Below are 18737 nucleotides of genomic sequence, written 5' to 3'. Positions count from 1 at the left end.
CCAACTTTTCCATGACTGGCTCTGCAAAAATATATAGCCATTTTAAAATATACCTCCTTTAAAAAAATAAAAAGTCAAGCCCAAGAGTGGGCGTTCAGATGGAGTCTGATGACTTGGGTTGATAGAGGAAAAAGAAAATATGAAGCATAGCGAGTGAGTGAAACGGAGAAGAAGGGGGTGCAGAGGAACGCTGCCACGTTGGGTTTCTCATGCAAATGAGAAACCCTTAAACGTGCCCTATAAAAAATTTTATTTTTTTAGGGATATTTTTTTTAGGAAAATGTCCTCATTTTTTTAGATCTCTTTTCTTTTTCTCCTTACTCTTATTGTGATTGGCTTTTTTCTCAAATCTTTTTTAGATTATACTCTATAATTTCTTATGTTTCAATAATAAAAATTTAAAAATTGATTGTTTTTTTTTTTTTTTGTTTTATAATTGGATAATTAAAATTTATGAGGAGTGATTTATTATGAAAAAAGCACAGTTTTTAATTACTAGTATTTTAATTGTTACAAATTCATTTGCGACAACTAGTGGAAAAAATTTAGTATGGGAGGATACAGGAAATATTTTAATGAAATCAATAACTGGACCAATGGCATTAATTTTAGGAACAATAGCTATTGTAGCAGCCGGTATTACTTGGGCAATATCTCAACATGGTGAAGGGATGGGAAGAGGTCTAAGAATAGCAATAGCTTTAGCTGTAGCTTTCGGTGCACCATCTATTATTATTGGGTTATATGGGTTTTCAAGTTCAACAGTATTTTTTTAAAATTAAAGGAGTAATTTATGGATAGATATGAACAAGCTAAAAAAGAACATTTTGATATGTACATGAAGCAAGCTAAAAGTATACAGAGTTGGAAGATGGCATTCATGCTTTCTATGATGTTTAATATTTGTGCGTTATCTGTAGCGGGATATTTAACAACAAAAAGTAAATTAATACCTTATGTGATAGAAGTAGATCAAACAGGAAATGCTAAAGGAATTAATCCAGCTATGCAAAAAAATTACGTACCACAAGAAGCCGAAAAAGAATATTTTTTAAGAGAATTTATAAAGAAAGCTAGATTTATTTCAAGTGATATTGATGTAATAAATGCCAACTTTTCAAATAACAGATATTTTTTGACTCCAATTGCACAAAAAAAATATTTAAGAATGATTGAAACAGAAGATACAAATTCTTTAATTCAAGGAGATATGACTAGAACTATACAGATACAGGCATTTACAAAAATGGCTGGAACAAAAAATTCATATCAAGCTAGATGGAATGAAGTACTTTTTAGTAAAGCCGGCGATGAACTACAACAAAGAAATTATACAGGAATTTTTACAATAGAAGTAGAAAAGCCAAATAGTTTACAAGAATTAGAAAATAACCCTTTAGGAATTAAAATATCGGACTTTAGTTTGTCTATTGAAAAATAGAAGAGAAAACAAAATCTATATTATAGAATTTAGTTTCTCATAAAATAAATAACTGATAAACAGCTAATTAAATAATAATGTAATACGACTATGAAAACTGTAAAAAGGAGTTGTCTATGAATGCGAGAGTATTACTTAATTTTGATAATTTTTATTTATGGTTATTTAATTAATTTTATTAACAAATTTATTTTTTAATGATTATAGATATGATAACAAAATGTTAATACCTTTATTGAAAACAATGAAAAGTCTGAATACTGAATTTTATTATATTTATATTAATAGTAATTTTTATAATAGTTACAGAGAAAATAGAAAAGTACGATTAATCTAGGATAATTAGTTTATTAGAAAGAAATAGTTAAAAAGTGAATTAGAATAAGAAAATTTATACAACAGGAGAGGTTAAAATGAAAAAATTATTGCTATTAGCATTTTTGATAACCTCTTTAACTTCTTTAGGAGAGGTTGAAGAAGTTTTAATGGATAAAATTTATCCTACTGAACAAGCTGTTATTATTTCTGGAGAAAGAGAAGCTAAGAAAAATGTTACCGCTACGTTTTTTTACGATGAAAATAAGACTTACAACATCTACTGTAGAGTTAATAACATTACGACTTTATTGCTTAGTCCAGATGAACAAGTTATTTCTATTGATGCTGGAGATACTAGCCGTTGGACTGTAAAAGAGGTTATAACTGGTTCGGTTGAAGGACAAAGAAGTGCAGTTGTTATAAAGCCATTAACATTTAATGCAGATATGATGTTGAGAACAACGATAAATATTTTTACAAATAAAAGATATTATAACCTATCTGTATTGAGCGCTAAAGAATGGTACAACCCAATTGTTAAGTGGATATATCCACAAGAAATAAAATTAGCTCAAAGACAAAAACAAGAAACTCAAGAAGAAATGTCACTAATGGATCCAAGCAAACTTAATTATGCGTATACGGTAAGTACAAAAAAATATGAATTTGTACCTTCAACTATTTTTGATGATGGGAAAAAGACATTTTTAGTTATGAAAGAGAATTTACAAGAATTACCAGCATTATATATGAAAGAAGATAAAAAACTACTATTAGTCAATTATAGAGTAAAAGGGAACTATTTGGTAGTAGATAGAACTTTTGAAGAAGGAGCATTAATTCTTGGGAACAAAAGAATAACTATAAAAAGAAAAAAAAGAGGTGCATAAATGGGTTTAGAGAATATACCAAAACCTCAAATAACAAAAGATTACAACAATATAGCAATTAAATTAACAATGATAGCAGTTGTACTAATTATTTTATTGGCAGTTGGGAATGCTATATATAGTAGTATGAATCTTCAAATTCCAAATAAAGAAACTGAAAAAGAAAAACCAAACGATAGACAAGAGCTAACTATAACAGATAGTAATACTATGGATAGTCAAAATTATTTTAATAAAAAGAAGATAAAAAATACAGAATTAAAAGAAGAGATTCAACAAAATAATAATGCTCAAAATGTTTCATCAGTACAGCAAAATAATAGTTTCATTGATAATTCAGAATTAATGAGAGCTTATTATTCAAAATTAATTCAAGAAGAAGAACAAGCTAGAAGTTCTGGAATTGGATTTTCTGGAGTTATAGCAAATAGTCAAAATAGTAATATGAGTGGCTATAATGGAGCTAATACAGGAGGTAATAGTAGTTATTCACAACCAGGATTTCAAGATCAATATGCTCAACAAAATATGCAAGGGCAAAAACGAGAATTTGTAGAAAATGTAAAACAAAATAAATTTTACAATTCTTACCAGGAAGAGAAAGCTATTTCACCTTACGAAGTAATGGCTGGGACATTTATTCCAGCAACATTGATAACGGGAATAAATAGTGATTTACCAAGTAATTCTGTAGCAGTGGTTAGAGAAAATATTTATGATTCTGTAACAGGGAATTTTTTATTAATTCCTAAGGGAACTAAAATTATTGGAACATATGATTCAGGGGTTTCTTTTGGACAGGACAGATTGCTTATAGTATGGCAAAGATTGATATTTCCAAATGGAAAATATATAGGTTTAGATAATATGAATGGGGTTGATTTATCTGGATATGCTGGGTTTACTGGTAAAGTTAACAATCATTTTATGAAATTATTGCAAGCCGTAGTCTTATCTTCTGCGATGGGGGCAGGAAGTGCAATAGTAACTGATAATGGTGAAGATGATTGGCGTACAGAAGCTGGAAAAGGAGCAGGACAGGTAATCCTAGATTTTGGTAATAAAATGGGTGAAAAAATTCTAAATAGGCAACCTACAATAGAAATAAAGCAAGGGTATAGATTTAATATTATGGTTCAATCAGATTTAATTTTAACTCCATACGGAGGTTAAAAAAATGAACTATAAATTTATAATTATTTTAAAAAATAAAATATTTCAAATACTTTTAATAGTTTTAATAGGTTTTACCTTTATGTGTATAGTAGGTACACAATATTTTGCGTTTAAAACATCTTATAATCCGATTTTAAAGCCAATGATAGGAAAAATATATTTCCCCTACTTTGTGCTAATATGGCTTTTTAAATACCAACATACAGCTCCAAAATTGGTTAACTTAATAGTTTCCATAATGAATTTAGTAGCTATTTTATATAGTTTTGTATTGTATTTGATAATAATAAAACGATCTCAAAAAAATACTCATGGAAGCGCAAAATATTCGACAGATAGAGAATTAAAAAAAGTAGACATGCTTGACTCTTATTTTCCTAAAGCTGGAGAAAAATATCGTGATGGTGTTATTTTAGGAAGAACTTCATCATCGAAAACAATAATAGATTCTAAACCTACTCATAATTTGATAATCGCTCCAAGTAGAAGTGGAAAAGGTATAGGAATAATTTTACCAACACTTGTCAATTGGTCTCAATCTATTATTTGTTTTGATATAAAAGGAGAAAATTTTCAACATACATCTAAATATCGCCAAGAAAAATTAAATAATAAAGTTTTAAGGTTAGCTCCTTGTGATCCATTAGGTGGCACTAGATATAACCCTTTGAAAGAAATAAGAGTTAGGACAGGAGCAGAAGTAAAAGATACAGAAGTTATATCAAATCTTTTAGTTTCAGATGGAATAGGAGAAAAAAAAGATCACTTTCAGATAGCTGCTACAAGTGTTTTTACAGCGATTATACTTCATTTGTTATATAGCAAAGAAAACCCAACAATGGCGGATATTTATGATGTTTTTAACTAGTCCTAACGGTAGTATGGTTGATAAGTTTACTAGATTATTAAATGGAACCTATATTTCAGATAAAAATATAATTAGATCTATTTATAAAGATTCGCCATATAAAGAGGGAGTTCATCCTATTGTTGTACAAGGAGCAAATGAAATATTAAGTAAATCAGATAGGGAAAGAGCTTCAGTTATTTCAACAGCTATAAATAGATTGCTTTTATTTAAGGATCCAATTGTTAGAAATAATACTAGAGAAAGCGAATTTAAATTAGCTGATATATTAGATTCAGAAACACCAGTAACCTTGTATTTTTGCGCACAAATTGAGGATATGGATAGATTAGGCATTTATGTTCGAGTTGTATTAAGTCAATTTTTTAACATTACAATGAGAAGAGAAAAGCATAAACATAAATGTTTAATGTTATTAGATGAATTTCCTTTATATGGGAAACTAGATTCTATCCAAGATGCATTAGGAGTTATAGCAAGTTTTGGAATTAAAATTATGTTAATTGCCCAAAATAAAGAGCAAATAGAGCAAAAATATGGGAAAGTAAATACAATAAAACAAGGATGTGCTAGTAGTGTGTTTTATGCCCCTAATGGTACAGACTATGATACGCAAAAATTAATATCGGATATTTTAGGAAATAAAACTATAACATATAAAACATCATCTGGAAAAAAATTAGGTGGAATATTTGATGGGAATGTAAGTATTAATACAAAATCAAGAAAGCTATTAGAACCAGATGAGGTTAGAAGTGTTCTAGGGGATGATAAAAATATAATACTACTACATGGATGTAATCCAACAATGGGAATTAAAATTAGATATTACGAAGAGGAATATTTTAATAATAAAATTGTTCCAAAAGATGAAAAAGAAGATCCTAAGAACTGGGCGAAGATTGATACGATAAAAAAGAGGAGAAAATAATGGAAGATAAAATAAAAGTAAAGAAAAAATTAACACTAAAAGAGAGAAAAGAAAGGATGAAAGAACAGTTAGAAAGTCTTAATAAGCAAATATCAACTAGAGCCAAAAAGATATTAGGAAATATATTTTATGATTTGATGAAAGATGAAAAATTGTATGAAATTTTAGAAGAAAGAAGCCAAGATAAAGAATTTAAAGAAAAATTAAATCCAGCAGTAAAGAAATTAATTTTAGAATTGGTTGAGGAAGAATTAACGAATCCTAAAGATGAGGTTCAAAATGAAAAATCAGAAGGATAAAATTGATTTTATTGATTGGAATTTTAGAGAATTAAAAGAGTATTTAGATGATTCAAATATTAATGAAATAGCCGTTAATGATAGTGGAGAAGTTTGGGTAGCAACATTTGATAGGGGTTGGATCGATACGAGCAAAAGAATGGAAAAACAAAACATATTATCATTAATGCAAGTTGTTGCTGATTATAGGGAAATTATTGTTGATGAAGAAAATCCGATATTAGAAACAGAGTTTTATGATGGAAGTAGATTTTCAGGTACGATAGATCCAATAAGTTCACCTAGTTTCAATTTAAGAAAACATTCAACATTAGTTTTCACATTAGATAATTATATTAAACAAAAGAACATAACTATTGAACAGAAAAAAATTATACAAGAATATATTATAAATAAAAAAAATATTTTAGTAGTAGGAGCAACAGGAAGCGGAAAAACTACTTTTGCCAATGCCTGTATAGAAGAAATATCAAGTATAGAGGATAGAGTTGTAATAGTTGAAGATACTAGAGAAATTCAATGTAAAGTAAAAAATAATTTAAGATTGATATCAAGCAAATTAAACCCAATGGTAACAATATTACAACATTGTATGAGAAGAACGCCAGAGCGTTTAATAGTAGGGGAGGTAAGAGGAAAAGAAGCGCTATATTTATTAACTGCATGGAATAGTGGACATGGAGGAGGCGTTTGTACAATTCACTCAGAGAGTGCTTTGAAAGGACTTAGACAATTAGAACAATATATCATGCTAGAGTCAGTAAATCCACAAAGAGAAATGATAGCAGATAATATACATTTAATAGTTGTTTTACAAAAAATAAAGGGGAAAAGAAAGATTGTTGAGATAAAAAAAATGGTAGGTCTAGAAAATGATAAATATATTTTAGAAGATTTAACAAAGGGGTTATAAAAGGTTCAAACGTAGTGCGGAGCTTTTATAAATCCTAACTAGAATGTGGATGCAGTTGAAAAGGAGAGATAAGATGTCAGAAGAATTGAATGGATATGAAGTTCCAATATGTAAAGCATTAACTAAATACCCTACTATTTCTGGGTTACCTAGAGGAGTCTTTATAATATATGTAATAACAATATTTTTATTTATAGCTATATATAAAGCATATTGGATATTAACTATATATATTCCTCTTTATATAGTTTTGAGAGTTATTACTAAAAATGATCCCTTATTTTTGAAGATACTTTTTAAATATGTAAGAGACAGAAAATATTTTTATGGAGGCTAGAAATGAGAGAATACGGAAATATTTTTGCTAAATTATCCTCACGTATTCCATGGTTTTTAATGTTAGAGAATGGCATAATTGAAAATAAGAATGGAACCTTGCAAAAAACTATTGAAATAAGAGGACATGATTTAGAAACACAAATAAAAGAGGCAATGTTAAATTATAATAATAGATTAAACAATGTTATTAAAAGATCTGAAGATAGAATGACTTTTCATATTGATACAATTAGAACAAAATCGAAAAAATATGAAAAAGGAAACTTTCCAGATAAATTAGGACAAATGATTGAAGAAGTAAGAGAAGAATATTTTAATAAAGGAAATCATTTTGAAAGTAGAACATATATAACTTTTGTATATACAGTTCCTTTAGATACAACTAAAAAATTTGAAAAATTATATGTAGATAATAAAGAAATAGAGCACTCAATAGATTACTTAGAAGTATTTAAAAAAGATTTTTACGCAGTTTTTGATATGTTTAAATCTGTTTTTTTAAAAGTAAAAGAGCTAGATGAAGAAGAAACATTAACATATTTACACTCACTTGTAAGTATGAATAAACAAAAAATTACATTACCAGAGACTCCTATTTATTTAAGTAATTATTTATGTGATTGTAATTTAAAAGGTGGCTTACAGTTGAAATTAGAAGCTGAAATTGGAGTTGAAGAGTATATAACTCCAATTTCAATAATAGGATATCCTCATAAAAGTCGTCCTTGTTTTTTTGATGAATTAAATTCTTTAGATATTGAATATCGTTGGAATATTCGCTATAGAGCTTTAGGAAAACAAAAAGCTTTAAATAAATTAAAATCTCTTTGGGGAACTTTTTTTAAAAATAGATATTCCTTGTGGCAAATAGCCAAACAAGAATTAACGGGAAAAGATCCAGTAACAATGAATGAATCTGCTTTAGAATCCGCAGGAGAAATTAAAGTGCAGGAAAATTTGACTGAAGGTGATTATGTAAGCCAAGGATATTACACAAATATAATTATTGTTAGAGATAAAAATAAAAAAGAATTAGATCGAAAAGTTAGAGCTGTAAATGAGCTTATTAGAAAAATGGGATTTACAACTATTGTAGAGTCATACAATGCTCTTTATAGTTGGCTTGGAAGTATAGCAGGAGATTTATATCATAATGAAAGAGACTTTACTATTCAAAACTCTTTAATAGCAAGTCATTTATTTCCGTTGAGTGCTATATGGGCTGGAGAAGAATGGAATAAGCATTTAAATGCACCTGCATTATTATATTGTCAAACTAAAAAATCAACACCATTTAGATTGAATTTACATGATGGACAAGTTGCTCACACCACTGTTCTAGGGAAAACAGGTGGTGGAAAATCTGTTTTACTTGGAACATTAGCATATAATTTTAGAAAATATGAAAATGGTAAAGTTTATTTTTTTGATAAAGATAAATCATCTTTAGTCTTAACCTTAGCAACAGGTGGTAAATTTTATGATATTGGAGAAGACGAAAGTTCTTTAGCTTTTCAACCTCTTAGGAATATAGACAATGAAAAAGAAAGAGAATGGGCTAGTAATTTTATTTTAGATATTTTGGAAGCTGAAAAAATAAGTATAACTCCAACAATAAAAAAATCTGTTTGGAAAGCCTTGGAATTGCTAAGCAAGGCTCCAATAAATGCTCGAACATTTACTAATTTTTCATCTACTGTTGATAAAAAAGAAATAAAAGCTGCTTTAGAAGCCTTTACTTTAAAAGGAGCTCTAGGTAGGTATTTTGATGGTTCTAATGACAGCTTAGATGTAGCTGATTGGACGGTATTTGAAATGGCTAAAATAATTGATAATAAACAAGTGGTACCTCATTTATTAGCATATTTATTTCATAAAATAGAACTCTCTTTAGATGGATCACCAACAATGATTGTTCTTGATGAGTGTTGGATGTTTTTAGATAATACAAAGTTTGCTCAAAAAATGAAAGACTGGTTAAAAACTTTTAGAAAGAAAAATGCTTTTATAGTTTTTGCAACACAAGAATTATCAGATGTAAAAAAATCAAGTATTTATGACACCATAAGAGAAGCTTGTGTAACTAAAATATATTTAGGAAATAAAGATGCCTTAACACAAGCTAATAAAGGGTTATATACAGAGTTTGGTTTAAATATAAAAGAAATTGGAATTATTTCAATGATGACGGAGCAAAGAGATTATTTTTTAAAACAACAAAAAGGATCTAGATGTTTTGATTTAAGTTTATCGAGATTAGAACTAGCATTTATTGCTTCAACAGATATAGAGAGCCAAAATATGGCGTTAGAAATTTATAATGAAGTAGAAAAAAATGCAGATAAATTTTGTGATGAATGGTTGATTTATAAAGATATTAAGAGACTAAATTAATTCTATATCACAAATTATGGTCCAAAAATGAGGTGAAAAATGAAGTTAATAATAGCAGAAAAACCAGATTTAGGTAGAGCGATAGCAGAAGCTATACCTGGTATAGCTCAACCAAAAGGAAATTATATAGAAAAAGGAGAATACTACATAACTTGGGCTTTTGGACATATAATTCAATTAAAAGAACCGGAAGATTATGATGATAAATATAAACTTTGGAAATTAGAAAATTTACCTATTTATTTTGAAAATTGGGAACAAAAAATAAAAGTTGGAAAAGTAAAAAAAAATGAGACAAAAGAAGAAATAGAAAAAAGAAAAAGGTTTGATAAAGGGACTGAAGATCAATTAAATTTAATAAAAAAATTATTATCTCAATCTGATGAGATTGTGAATGCAGCCGATCCGGATGATGAAGGTCAATTTCTTGTTGATGAGATCTTGGAATTTTTAGGTAATAAAAAACCTGTAAAAAGAATTTTAATTAATGACAACAATATAGAAGCTATAAAAAAAGCTTTTGAAAAATTGGAACCTAACGAAAAATTTATTCCACTTGGAAAGTCAGCATATGCAAGAGCTGTTAGTGATTTACTTGTTGGGATAAATATGACAAGATTTTTTACACTAAAAAATAGTGGTGCTGGAGTTTTGAGTGTTGGTAGAGTTCAAACACCAACTTTGGCACTTATAGTAAATCGTGATTTACAGATAGAAAATCATGAGAAAAGTTATTTTTATGAGTTAGAAGTTAATTTTTTTATAAATAAAGGGAGTAATAAAAAAGAGCAAGAAGAAACAAAAAAATTGATAACTGAATATCAAGCCCAATTTATAGATTCAGAAAAACAAAAGAAATTGATAGAGAAAATAACTACTGAATTTGGAAATTTAAAGCAGAATATAGCGGTTAAGTTTAAATATAAACCTTCTAAAAACATTGCAGAAGATGGAAAAATAAGTGATAAAAAAATTATTGAGGCTATTGAAGAGTCAATAGATAAAGAAACTTATCAAAGTTCTTTAGAGAAAAAAATATTAAAAGAGGAAGCCCCACTTCCATTTAATCTTTTGAAATTACAAATTTATGCGAATAATAAATGGGGATATTCACCAGATAAAACTTTAGAAATTTCACAGAGTTTGAGAGAAAAATATAAAGCTATAACATACAATAGATCAGATAGCCAATACTTGAATGAAGAACATTTTCTAGAAGCATCGGAGGTAATAAATCGAGTAATAGAGAATCTAAAAATTATAGTTCCTAATATCGATACACAGCCTATAAAAAAGCCAAAATGTTTTGATAGTAGTAAAGTTACAGCTCATCATGCAATCATTCCAACGAAAGCTAAAATAGATATAGCTATTTTAACTGAAGAGGAAAGAAATATCTATACTGCAATTTCAAATTACTATATTTCACAATTTTTACCACATTTAGTAAAAGAAAGAACAGAGGCTATTATATCTGTGTTTGATGAAGAAAAATTAGTTGCAACATCCATTAAAATACTTGATTATGGATTTAAAACTTTTCTAAATGATAAGTTCAATGATGATGAAGTTGAAGAAAGTTCTGAGCTATCTAAGTTGTTTGGTGGAGAATATGAATGTATAGTTGAAGGAAAAAATATTCTAGAAAAAGAAACAAAACCGCCAAAACGTTATACAGAAGCTACACTTCTTCAAGATATGTCATCAATTTCTAAATATTGTAATCAAGAAACTAAAATTATTTTAAAAACTAAAGATAAAGAAAAAAAGGGAGAAAATGGGGGAATAGGAACTCCTGCGACTAGATCAAATATAATAGCTGAATTTTTTAGAAGAGGTTATGTGGAAAAAAAAGATAAATATATAATTTCAACTCAAAAAGGAAGAGAATTTATTCAAATAGCACCAGAAGAATTAAAAACCGCTGATTTAACGGCCAGATGGTGGTTAATTCAAGAAGAAATTAAGGAAGGAACAGCAGAACCTTCAAAATTGATTTTAAATACATTAGATATAATAAGGACAATTATATTGAGAGAGCCTCTTAAAATGGCTTATACACCAAATAGTGAAATTAAAGAAAAAGAAGTTGTAGGAAAATGCCCTAAATGTGGTGGAAATATATTTGAAGGGAAAACTAAAGAAGGAAAAGCAAGTTTTTATTGTGGAAATTATAGAGAAAATGATTGTAAATTTAGATTATATGAAGAAATGAAATTTTTTCATAATATATTAAAAATTACTAAAGCTAAAGTTAAAAAACTTTTAGATGGTAAGGTAGCCTTTAAGTTAACTTCAAAAGCGGGAAAAGATTACGAAGCATATTTAAAAATAAAATTAAATGGAGATTTTGTAAATTTTGAACAAGTTGGATTTGTAGAAAAAAAGAAATAAAAACTTTCTAAATTTCTTTTTATAATTGTTGTTAATGAAAAATTAAAATATAATCCTTAAGATTATATTTTCGGTTTAAAGAAAATTTTTATGAATTAGGAAGGATTGGTATTTTATGATATTTTTATTAAGCGTTTTAATAATTTGTGTACTCCTTTTGATGAGTATTTACGGTTACTTAAAGAATAAAGAAAATCTTGCTTTATCATCTTTCCTAATAGCTTTTACGCTTTATATAAGTATGTTGTTGCTTAACAAAAAAATTCCTGATAAAGAAATATTTCAAAAGGAAGAAATTCAAAAATATGAGTATGATTACAGCAAAATATAATATAGGAGTATGAAATATGAAAAAAATTTTAATAATAATTTTTAGTTTTTGTTTATCACTAGTCAGTTTTTCATTAGCAGTTTATGATGCAGCTAATCATAGATCAAATATGATTACACAAATAGAATCTGTAAAACAAACAATAGAGCAAGTTCAGCATACTAAAAATCAGATAGAACAATTAAAAAATCAATTTCAACAACTAGAAAATGAAGCTAGAAATTTAAAACAGATAGGGAAAGATTTAAGTTCTGGAAACTTAAATTCAATAAAAGCAGGATTAGATAAAATTTTAACTTTTGAAGCCCAAACTAGATCACAATTTTTTAAAGCTGAAGATTTTATGAATCAGTTTGATAGTTTATACAGAACTAATGAACAGTTATCTGATCCATATAAAGTGAGTTTAGAATATGGTATTAAAGAAAATAAAAGAGCATTACAAAACGTAAGAAAAGAAACAAGTAAAGTTATTTTTGATAGTATGAGACAGGCTGGATATAATCCAACAATAAATGATAAAAGAAATATAGAAATGTTAATAAGTAAAGCAAATACAACAGAAGGGGCCTTACAAGCTGTTCAAGCTGGGAATAATATATTAGGTCAAATGGCTACAACACTTATTGAAATAAGAAATGTATTAGGAAAAAGTGTAGTAGTAGCAAGTGCTGTGAGTGAAGAGACAAGAATGACAACACAAATTGTAGAAGAAAAGACAAAACAAGAGATGACAAAGTATGAAGATGAAAATAAAACTCTTCAAAAGGAAGCAAAAAAATTGAAAGGGACAATTGATAATCAAAAAACTAATATTAAGTGGAGGGGTATTTAGTGAATGAAACGTTTATTAATATAACTATACTAAACGATATAATAGAGTTTTTAATTAGTATTCTTCCTCATTTTAAAACAGTAGCTCTTTTTTTAGCATTTTGTTTAATACAGATAGATTTAGTATTAACATTTATTAATGGAGAGGCAGATATTTTTAAAATATTACCTATAAAATTATTAAAATGGGGATTTTTTTTAACAATTATAACTAAATATAATTGGTTTTTAGAAAATATGATTAATGGTTCTATTCAACTAGGAAACTATGCTTTAACAGGGACTAATTCAACAGATTTATTGGTTTCTCCATTATCATTTTTTGCAGATTTACTTACTTTAATGGTCCCTCTTTTTAGTGCAGGTGGAACTGGAGCACTAGCTTTAGATGTGGCTGGAATAGAGAGTATACCAACAGTTTTAATGTTTCTTCTAGTTGGATTATTATTAACAGCATTACTGATGAGTTTAGAGATGATATTAATTGTTGTTGAGTATTATTTAATAGGGATTTGTGCAATATTACTAATTCCGTTTGGAGTTTTTGATAAAACTAAAAATTTTGCAATGAGAGGGATATCAGCTATGTTCGCTCAGTCATTTAAAATATTGATGTTTACACTATTATTAAATTTTATAGATAAACAATGGGGAAAAATGTTGTTAAATGGTTTATTCTTAAATATTTTATCATTAGGTGGAAATCTTTTAACCTTAATTCTTTTATATATGCTTATAAAAAGAGTGAGTGCAATTTCAGGAGCTTTAATGGGTGGAACTGGGGTTTCTTCAACAGGATCTAGTGCAATGTTAGCTGGATATACAATGTCTTCTTTTGGAGCTGCTGGTGGAATAATAAAATCAGAATTTAGTAAAGCTGGTGGCTTTGGAGCAATGATGAGTAAATTTGGTGGTGGAAGTGGTTCAAGCGGAGAAAATGCGGCAATGGCATATAAAAACGCTACAGGAACGGGTGGAGAAAATGAAGATAAATAAGAAAAGAATATGTATAGTTTTAGTTGGCCTTTTACTAATTTTAGTGGGTAGTAGATTTTTAATTTTCAATGTAACACCTAGTTTACCAAGAGGGATGTATTTATTATTACCAGCTAAAGATATTCAAAAAGGTGATCTAGTGATTTTTGATATACCTGAGCATTTGAAAGAATGTCAATATATTCCTAAATTCACAGATATTCTTTTAAAAGAAGTCGGAGCTATTGAAAATGATAAGGTTGAAATAAGAGAAGAATCTCTATATATAAATGAAAAAAAATATGGAAATATTTATAAACAAGATAATTTAGGAGAGAAATTGCCTCAATTATCTCAAAAGCAACTACAGCCATTAAAAGGTGATTTTTTGCCATTAGCACCAGCACTTAATAGTTATGATGGTCGTTATTATGGAACGGTTAAAATAACTAAAATTAAAAATAAGGCAAAATTAATAATTAAAATTTAGAAAGGAAGTACCACAAATTGTGTTACAAAAATGAAAATATATATTTATGATAAAGAATTTTTAATAAAGCATATAAAAATATATTCAAAAGATATAAGCAAAATAGTAATTTTAGAAAATGAAAAAATAAATTACAAGAAGCTAATGGAATATATTGCTTCAATAAATTTAAAAAATAGTTACACTTCAAAAATTAGAATTTTAAAGAAAATTGATTGTATATTAAATGAAGATTTGATTTTAAATATACGACTTATGAGAGTAAATAAAGAAAATATAAGAGTAATTTATTTGAAAAAATTATAAATTTACCTGGATTAAATTTATCATAACAGGGAGTGAAAAAGATGAAAAAAAAAATAATTTTATTTGGATTGTTAGGGACTATCGCTTACGGGTATGAAGATTTAGGCTTTTTATCACCAGAACTAGAAAAAGGAGTAAGTGGAGTTTCTGTTAGTTCAAATTATAGAGTCATAAATTCCGATAAATCAATTGCAGACCCAATAAAAGATGTTTATAGAATTATTAAAAATAATAATGAAATTATGTTTGATAGTTTATTGACAGATACTTTTGATAATAATTATTTATTCAACTTTGATGTTGGATATGTAAAAAGCGAAAGTTTAGAATCACCTAATATCTCATTAGCTTTCGCAACTTCTTTGAATGAAGAGAGTAGAGTTGGAATAGGATTTAATTATAATGATTTTGAAGGAAAATATAGTAGTTTAAAATCTAAAGCTGACGGTTATCAAGTAGATTTATTTTATCAAAAACAAGGATTTGAACAAAACATAACAACTATTTTATATGTTGGTTCTTTAGATGAAAAAATAAATAAAACAAACGAAAAAATAGATAATACATATTGGGGAGTGCATGCTAGATATGAATATCTAGAGGAAAGCTATAATGAGCTGTTTAAAGGTTATCGAGTTGATATAGAAGGTAAACGACTACAGAAAAAGAGTAAAGGTCAAAAAAATACAAATGACAGCATTAAAGCAAGTTTAAAAGGAATTATAAAAAAAGAAATAGAAATAGTAGATAATCAAAAAATAACTTTTGAAATTATAAGTGGTTATGAACGTGAGTTTATGGAAAAAAGAGTTTATGAAAATATAATGAATGATGATTTTAGAGACTCTTTAGCTTTAGAGACAAAAGTTAGTTATAAGTTTGAAGAGATAGTGACAATCTACATATCTGTAGAAGGAAAAAAATCTTTAAATACTTCAAATACAGAAACAATAGCAAATATTGGATTAAAATATAATTTTTAGGAGTGTGAAAAATGATAATATTTAATTTAGTTATAGGTGCATTAATAATTTTATTTTTAGGATTTGCTGTTGTTTATTATAAAAAAGGGAAATCAGAGAAAAATATAAATGGAACAAACACAGTATTTGAAAAACCAATTTTAGAACTTGAAGAAAAAAATATAAAAAATGGGCAAGAAATAAAAGAGTCTCAATCAATAGCAGAAAAATATGGAATAACACTTGAAACGGGTGTATCTGAAGATGAATTAGAGGGTACATTTGAAGAGGTGCTAAAATAATGAAAAAAACAGCACTAGATATAGTTAAAGAAGATCGTGTAAAATTAGTTGAAGAAATAATTGAAGGTCTAAAAAACAAAGGAATGAAATGGTTTCAAGAGTGGTCTAATTTAGCAGTACCTCACAACGGAACAAATGAAACAGTTTACAAAGGTGGAAATAAAGTAAAACTTGGAACGATAGCTCTCAAGAATAGTTTTAAAGATCCTAGATGGGCAACTAAAAAACAGATTCAAGAAAAAGGATGGAAACTACAACCAGAAGCTAAAGCTGCGTTATGTGAATATTGGAAATTTAAAGAATTAGATCCAGATAAAGAAACAGGAGAAATAAGAACAATTCCTATGGTAAACTTCTTTAACGTTTATAATTTCAGTCAGATATTAGATGAAAAAGGCGAGCCTTTAAAAGCATTTGAAATACCAGAGAGGCATAAAGATGAGGAATTACAAAAGATATTAACAAAATTAGAAAAAGCTTCAAAATGTTCAATAGAATATTTACCGCAAGAAAGAGCATACTATAATTCCAAAAATGATATAATTGTTTTACCAAGTCCAGATTTATTTAAAAATGATGAAGCACAAATAAAAACTTTACTGCATGAAATGTCTCATAGTACAGGGCACCAAGATAGAATGAATAGAGACATTAATCATCCTTTTGGAAATCCAGAATATGCAAAAGAAGAGTTAAGAGCTGAAATATCCTCGATGTTTTTACAGGCTAATTTAGGAATAACAGGAGAAGATAGAAATTTTAATAATAATCAAGCTTATATTGAAAGTTGGATCAGTGCTTTAAAAGATGATCCAAATGAAATATATAGAGCTTCATCAGAAGCAGATAAAATAGCTGATTATATAATGGAAGAATATAAAGAAATAGAAAAAGCCTATGAACAGGAACTAAAAGAGCAAGAAGAAAATAAAGATAAAGTAATAGAAATAGAGAGTCCAATTAAAGAAAATGAGCAAGAAAATCAACGAACAAAATCTTTAAATGGAAAGAATAGTGGTGATGAACATGAACAAGAGTAAAAGAGAGAAAATTCTCTCTTTTTTTCATGAAAGAAAGATGATATTATAAAGTTATAAGATAAAAGAATAAAAAACCTATAATCAATAAATAAGAAAGGACATTTATGAGTAAAGGAAGATATCCTAACGAAGTTAAATTAAAAGCTCTAGAATTATTGCAACAGGGATTTTCTCATGGTGAGGTTATGTCTATATTAGATATTTCTTCAAGAGGAGCCATTCGTGGATGGGAACGTAAGTTTAAAAATGGTGGATTAGAAGAGGTTTGTAGGGATGAACGAGGGTTAAAAGCTACTGGACGACCTAAAATAGTAAAAGGAGAGGATTAATCCTCTCCTTTTGTGTACTTAACTCAAAAATAAAAGTTGTCTTTTCGTATTAAATACAGTATAACACATTTTAATTTCTTTTTAAATAAATTATCTTTTTAATTCAAACTTTATAATAAAATGAAGGATAATTAACTATATAATAATTTAAAAAAATGATATAATTATATTAAAGAATATTCAATATAAAAGGGGAAATAAATGGGATTATATTTTTCAGAAATAAAAGAACAGCACATTTATTATGTAGATTTTGATCCAGTGAAAACTTGTGAGTTTAATGGTAAACATTTAGTTATTGTTCTTAAAAAAAATTTAGATAAAAAAACAGCTATCGTATTACCATTAACTTCAAGCTCATCTGGAGCAAATAAAATTAATTTAGGAAAAATAAAAGAGCTGCCAAGTAATTTAAATATTAAAGATACCTACTTAGTTTTAGATCAAATAAGAACTGTTAATTTTGATAGATTCAGTAAATTGAAAGAGAATAATAATTTTATTAATGTTGAATTAAAAAACACGCTATTTTTAGAAGTTGTGCAATCGGTTCTATCAAATACTTTAGAAGCTTTAAGTTTAGATGATAGAATTGTTTTATATGATAGTTGCTTAAAAAGTGTAAAATTAGAGAAATTAATAAATTTATGTTACTCTTGGAAAAAAGCAACAACAGATAAAGAAAAATATGAAAATGAAATAAAGGAATTAATTGATTTTTCAGTAGAATATGATAAGATGTTAAGTCCAGTAGATTTAAAAAATGATATAGGAAATATAATAAAAAACTTGAAAAAATAACTAAAAAGTGCTATTATCTAATTAAGAAAGAGGGTGAAACCTCAAAAGATTATGATTGAGTTGTGATGACTCGCAGATGAAGAGAACGGGAGTGAAATCCCACTGAATACTGAACGTTGAGAGGAATCTTGACAAAAAACAACCTACTATTTAGTAGGTTGTTTTTTGTTTATTCTAAAAGGAAAAATAATAATACTAAGAATTTAAAACTTTTATCGATACACTAAAAAATCATTATTTTTCAATAAATCAAAGAATATCTCAACAAAGTATAATATATTAAAATATTTTAATTAATGCTATCTTTACAATTTAATAAATTTTGTAATTTTTATAAAAAAAAGCCCTCACTTTGATAGTGAAAGCCTTTAAAGTCGGGGAACTTGAACGTAGTTTACAACACT

General features: G+C 27.4%; 20 protein-coding genes. All 20 read left to right on the top strand.

Annotated features, from left to right (window positions below; all coding sequences use genetic code 11):
* Nucleotides 1-470: 470 nt before the first annotated feature.
* The 20 genes from ACRC8M_RS09965 to ACRC8M_RS09870 all read left to right on the top strand — a co-directional run bounded on the left by ACRC8M_RS09965 (nucleotide 471) and on the right by ACRC8M_RS09870 (nucleotide 18333).
* Nucleotides 471-776 carry a TrbC/VirB2 family protein gene (locus ACRC8M_RS09965; protein WP_291942767.1) on the top strand — a complete coding sequence of 102 codons (306 nt, stop codon included), beginning with the start codon at nucleotides 471-473 and terminating at the stop codon, nucleotides 774-776.
* A gap of 17 nt (nucleotides 777-793) precedes the next feature.
* Nucleotides 794-1441, top strand: a complete 648-nt coding sequence (locus ACRC8M_RS09960; RefSeq protein ID WP_291942769.1) for a type IV secretion system protein — start codon at nucleotides 794-796, stop codon at nucleotides 1439-1441.
* 413 nt (nucleotides 1442-1854) lie between these two features.
* The gene (locus ACRC8M_RS09955; protein ID WP_291942770.1) at nucleotides 1855-2649 is read left to right on the top strand and encodes a TrbG/VirB9 family P-type conjugative transfer protein; all 795 of its coding nucleotides are present in this window, start codon (nucleotides 1855-1857) and stop codon (nucleotides 2647-2649) included.
* Complete coding sequence (locus ACRC8M_RS09950) at nucleotides 2650-3822, top strand: TrbI/VirB10 family protein (RefSeq protein WP_438528999.1); 1173 nt, start codon at nucleotides 2650-2652, stop codon at nucleotides 3820-3822. It begins immediately after the preceding gene.
* Nucleotides 3823-3826: 4 nt separating this feature from the next.
* A complete protein-coding gene (locus ACRC8M_RS09945; RefSeq protein WP_438528998.1) occupies nucleotides 3827-4693 on the top strand; it encodes a type IV secretory system conjugative DNA transfer family protein in 867 nt (288 codons plus the stop codon).
* Nucleotides 4677-5624 carry a type IV secretory system conjugative DNA transfer family protein gene (locus ACRC8M_RS09940; protein ID WP_438528997.1) on the top strand — a complete coding sequence of 316 codons (948 nt, stop codon included), beginning with the start codon at nucleotides 4677-4679 and terminating at the stop codon, nucleotides 5622-5624. The genes ACRC8M_RS09945 and ACRC8M_RS09940 overlap by 17 nt, the downstream gene beginning before the upstream one ends.
* Nucleotides 5624-5923 carry a hypothetical protein gene (locus tag ACRC8M_RS09935; RefSeq protein WP_291942776.1) on the top strand — a complete coding sequence of 100 codons (300 nt, stop codon included), beginning with the start codon at nucleotides 5624-5626 and terminating at the stop codon, nucleotides 5921-5923. The genes ACRC8M_RS09940 and ACRC8M_RS09935 overlap by 1 nt, the downstream gene beginning before the upstream one ends.
* Nucleotides 5904-6836: an ATPase, T2SS/T4P/T4SS family gene (locus tag ACRC8M_RS09930; RefSeq protein ID WP_291942779.1), complete on the top strand. Its 933-nt coding sequence runs from the start codon at nucleotides 5904-5906 to the stop codon at nucleotides 6834-6836. Before ACRC8M_RS09935 ends, ACRC8M_RS09930 begins: the two co-directional genes overlap by 20 nt.
* A 73-nt stretch (nucleotides 6837-6909) precedes the next feature.
* The gene (locus ACRC8M_RS09925) at nucleotides 6910-7173 is read left to right on the top strand and encodes a VirB3 family type IV secretion system protein (RefSeq protein WP_438528996.1); all 264 of its coding nucleotides are present in this window, start codon (nucleotides 6910-6912) and stop codon (nucleotides 7171-7173) included.
* Between the two features lie 2 nt (nucleotides 7174-7175).
* A complete protein-coding gene (locus tag ACRC8M_RS09920) occupies nucleotides 7176-9569 on the top strand; it encodes a TraG/VirB4 family ATPase (RefSeq protein WP_438528995.1) in 2394 nt (797 codons plus the stop codon).
* Between the two features lie 39 nt (nucleotides 9570-9608).
* Nucleotides 9609-11963 carry a DNA topoisomerase gene (locus tag ACRC8M_RS09915; protein WP_438528994.1) on the top strand — a complete coding sequence of 785 codons (2355 nt, stop codon included), beginning with the start codon at nucleotides 9609-9611 and terminating at the stop codon, nucleotides 11961-11963.
* Nucleotides 11964-12310: 347 nt separating this feature from the next.
* Nucleotides 12311-13129, top strand: a complete 819-nt coding sequence (locus tag ACRC8M_RS09910) for a hypothetical protein (protein ID WP_438528993.1) — start codon at nucleotides 12311-12313, stop codon at nucleotides 13127-13129.
* The gene (locus tag ACRC8M_RS09905) at nucleotides 13129-14124 is read left to right on the top strand and encodes a type IV secretion system protein (RefSeq protein WP_291942788.1); all 996 of its coding nucleotides are present in this window, start codon (nucleotides 13129-13131) and stop codon (nucleotides 14122-14124) included. The genes ACRC8M_RS09910 and ACRC8M_RS09905 overlap by 1 nt, the downstream gene beginning before the upstream one ends.
* The gene (locus tag ACRC8M_RS09900) at nucleotides 14111-14593 is read left to right on the top strand and encodes a S26 family signal peptidase (protein ID WP_438528992.1); all 483 of its coding nucleotides are present in this window, start codon (nucleotides 14111-14113) and stop codon (nucleotides 14591-14593) included. The genes ACRC8M_RS09905 and ACRC8M_RS09900 overlap by 14 nt, the downstream gene beginning before the upstream one ends.
* Nucleotides 14594-14623: 30 nt before the next feature.
* The gene (locus ACRC8M_RS09895) at nucleotides 14624-14899 is read left to right on the top strand and encodes a hypothetical protein (RefSeq protein ID WP_291942792.1); all 276 of its coding nucleotides are present in this window, start codon (nucleotides 14624-14626) and stop codon (nucleotides 14897-14899) included.
* 41 nt (nucleotides 14900-14940) lie between these two features.
* Nucleotides 14941-15882 (top strand): hypothetical protein, encoded by a 942-nt coding sequence (locus ACRC8M_RS09890; protein ID WP_438528991.1) that lies wholly within the window; start codon nucleotides 14941-14943, stop codon nucleotides 15880-15882.
* An 11-nt stretch (nucleotides 15883-15893) separates the two neighbouring features.
* Complete coding sequence (locus tag ACRC8M_RS09885) at nucleotides 15894-16163, top strand: hypothetical protein (RefSeq protein WP_291942796.1); 270 nt, start codon at nucleotides 15894-15896, stop codon at nucleotides 16161-16163.
* Nucleotides 16163-17203 carry an ArdC family protein gene (locus ACRC8M_RS09880; RefSeq protein ID WP_438528990.1) on the top strand — a complete coding sequence of 347 codons (1041 nt, stop codon included), beginning with the start codon at nucleotides 16163-16165 and terminating at the stop codon, nucleotides 17201-17203. The genes ACRC8M_RS09885 and ACRC8M_RS09880 overlap by 1 nt, the downstream gene beginning before the upstream one ends.
* Nucleotides 17204-17307: 104 nt before the next feature.
* The gene (locus tag ACRC8M_RS09875; protein ID WP_291942799.1) at nucleotides 17308-17532 is read left to right on the top strand and encodes a helix-turn-helix domain-containing protein; all 225 of its coding nucleotides are present in this window, start codon (nucleotides 17308-17310) and stop codon (nucleotides 17530-17532) included.
* Between the two features lie 201 nt (nucleotides 17533-17733).
* Nucleotides 17734-18333, top strand: a complete 600-nt coding sequence (locus ACRC8M_RS09870; protein WP_291942801.1) for a type II toxin-antitoxin system PemK/MazF family toxin — start codon at nucleotides 17734-17736, stop codon at nucleotides 18331-18333.
* Nucleotides 18334-18737 lie beyond the last annotated feature (404 nt).

The organism is Cetobacterium sp., assembly GCF_051653945.1.
GTDB lineage: Bacteria > Fusobacteriota > Fusobacteriia > Fusobacteriales > Fusobacteriaceae > Cetobacterium_A.
The sequence above is the reverse complement of the archived record's forward strand: the minus strand, read 5'-3'. Positions and strand labels throughout refer to the sequence as shown.

Excerpts from the sequence above, each read along its gene's own strand:
- ACRC8M_RS09965 (WP_291942767.1), top strand. The coding sequence starts at position 471 with ATGAAAAAAGCACAGTTTTTAATTACTAGTATTTTAATTGTTACAAAT.
- ACRC8M_RS09960 (WP_291942769.1), top strand. The coding sequence starts at position 794 with ATGGATAGATATGAACAAGCTAAAAAAGAACATTTTGATATGTACATG.
- ACRC8M_RS09955 (WP_291942770.1), top strand. The coding sequence starts at position 1,855 with ATGAAAAAATTATTGCTATTAGCATTTTTGATAACCTCTTTAACTTCT.
- ACRC8M_RS09950 (WP_438528999.1), top strand. The coding sequence starts at position 2,650 with ATGGGTTTAGAGAATATACCAAAACCTCAAATAACAAAAGATTACAAC.
- ACRC8M_RS09945 (WP_438528998.1), top strand. The coding sequence starts at position 3,827 with ATGAACTATAAATTTATAATTATTTTAAAAAATAAAATATTTCAAATA.
- ACRC8M_RS09940 (WP_438528997.1), top strand. The coding sequence starts at position 4,677 with ATGATGTTTTTAACTAGTCCTAACGGTAGTATGGTTGATAAGTTTACT.
- ACRC8M_RS09935 (WP_291942776.1), top strand. The coding sequence starts at position 5,624 with ATGGAAGATAAAATAAAAGTAAAGAAAAAATTAACACTAAAAGAGAGA.
- ACRC8M_RS09930 (WP_291942779.1), top strand. The coding sequence starts at position 5,904 with ATGAAAAATCAGAAGGATAAAATTGATTTTATTGATTGGAATTTTAGA.
- ACRC8M_RS09925 (WP_438528996.1), top strand. The coding sequence starts at position 6,910 with ATGTCAGAAGAATTGAATGGATATGAAGTTCCAATATGTAAAGCATTA.
- ACRC8M_RS09920 (WP_438528995.1), top strand. The coding sequence starts at position 7,176 with ATGAGAGAATACGGAAATATTTTTGCTAAATTATCCTCACGTATTCCA.
- ACRC8M_RS09915 (WP_438528994.1), top strand. The coding sequence starts at position 9,609 with ATGAAGTTAATAATAGCAGAAAAACCAGATTTAGGTAGAGCGATAGCA.
- ACRC8M_RS09910 (WP_438528993.1), top strand. The coding sequence starts at position 12,311 with ATGAAAAAAATTTTAATAATAATTTTTAGTTTTTGTTTATCACTAGTC.
- ACRC8M_RS09900 (WP_438528992.1), top strand. The coding sequence starts at position 14,111 with ATGAAGATAAATAAGAAAAGAATATGTATAGTTTTAGTTGGCCTTTTA.
- ACRC8M_RS09895 (WP_291942792.1), top strand. The coding sequence starts at position 14,624 with ATGAAAATATATATTTATGATAAAGAATTTTTAATAAAGCATATAAAA.
- ACRC8M_RS09890 (WP_438528991.1), top strand. The coding sequence starts at position 14,941 with ATGAAAAAAAAAATAATTTTATTTGGATTGTTAGGGACTATCGCTTAC.
- ACRC8M_RS09885 (WP_291942796.1), top strand. The coding sequence starts at position 15,894 with ATGATAATATTTAATTTAGTTATAGGTGCATTAATAATTTTATTTTTA.
- ACRC8M_RS09880 (WP_438528990.1), top strand. The coding sequence starts at position 16,163 with ATGAAAAAAACAGCACTAGATATAGTTAAAGAAGATCGTGTAAAATTA.
- ACRC8M_RS09875 (WP_291942799.1), top strand. The coding sequence starts at position 17,308 with ATGAGTAAAGGAAGATATCCTAACGAAGTTAAATTAAAAGCTCTAGAA.
- ACRC8M_RS09870 (WP_291942801.1), top strand. The coding sequence starts at position 17,734 with ATGGGATTATATTTTTCAGAAATAAAAGAACAGCACATTTATTATGTA.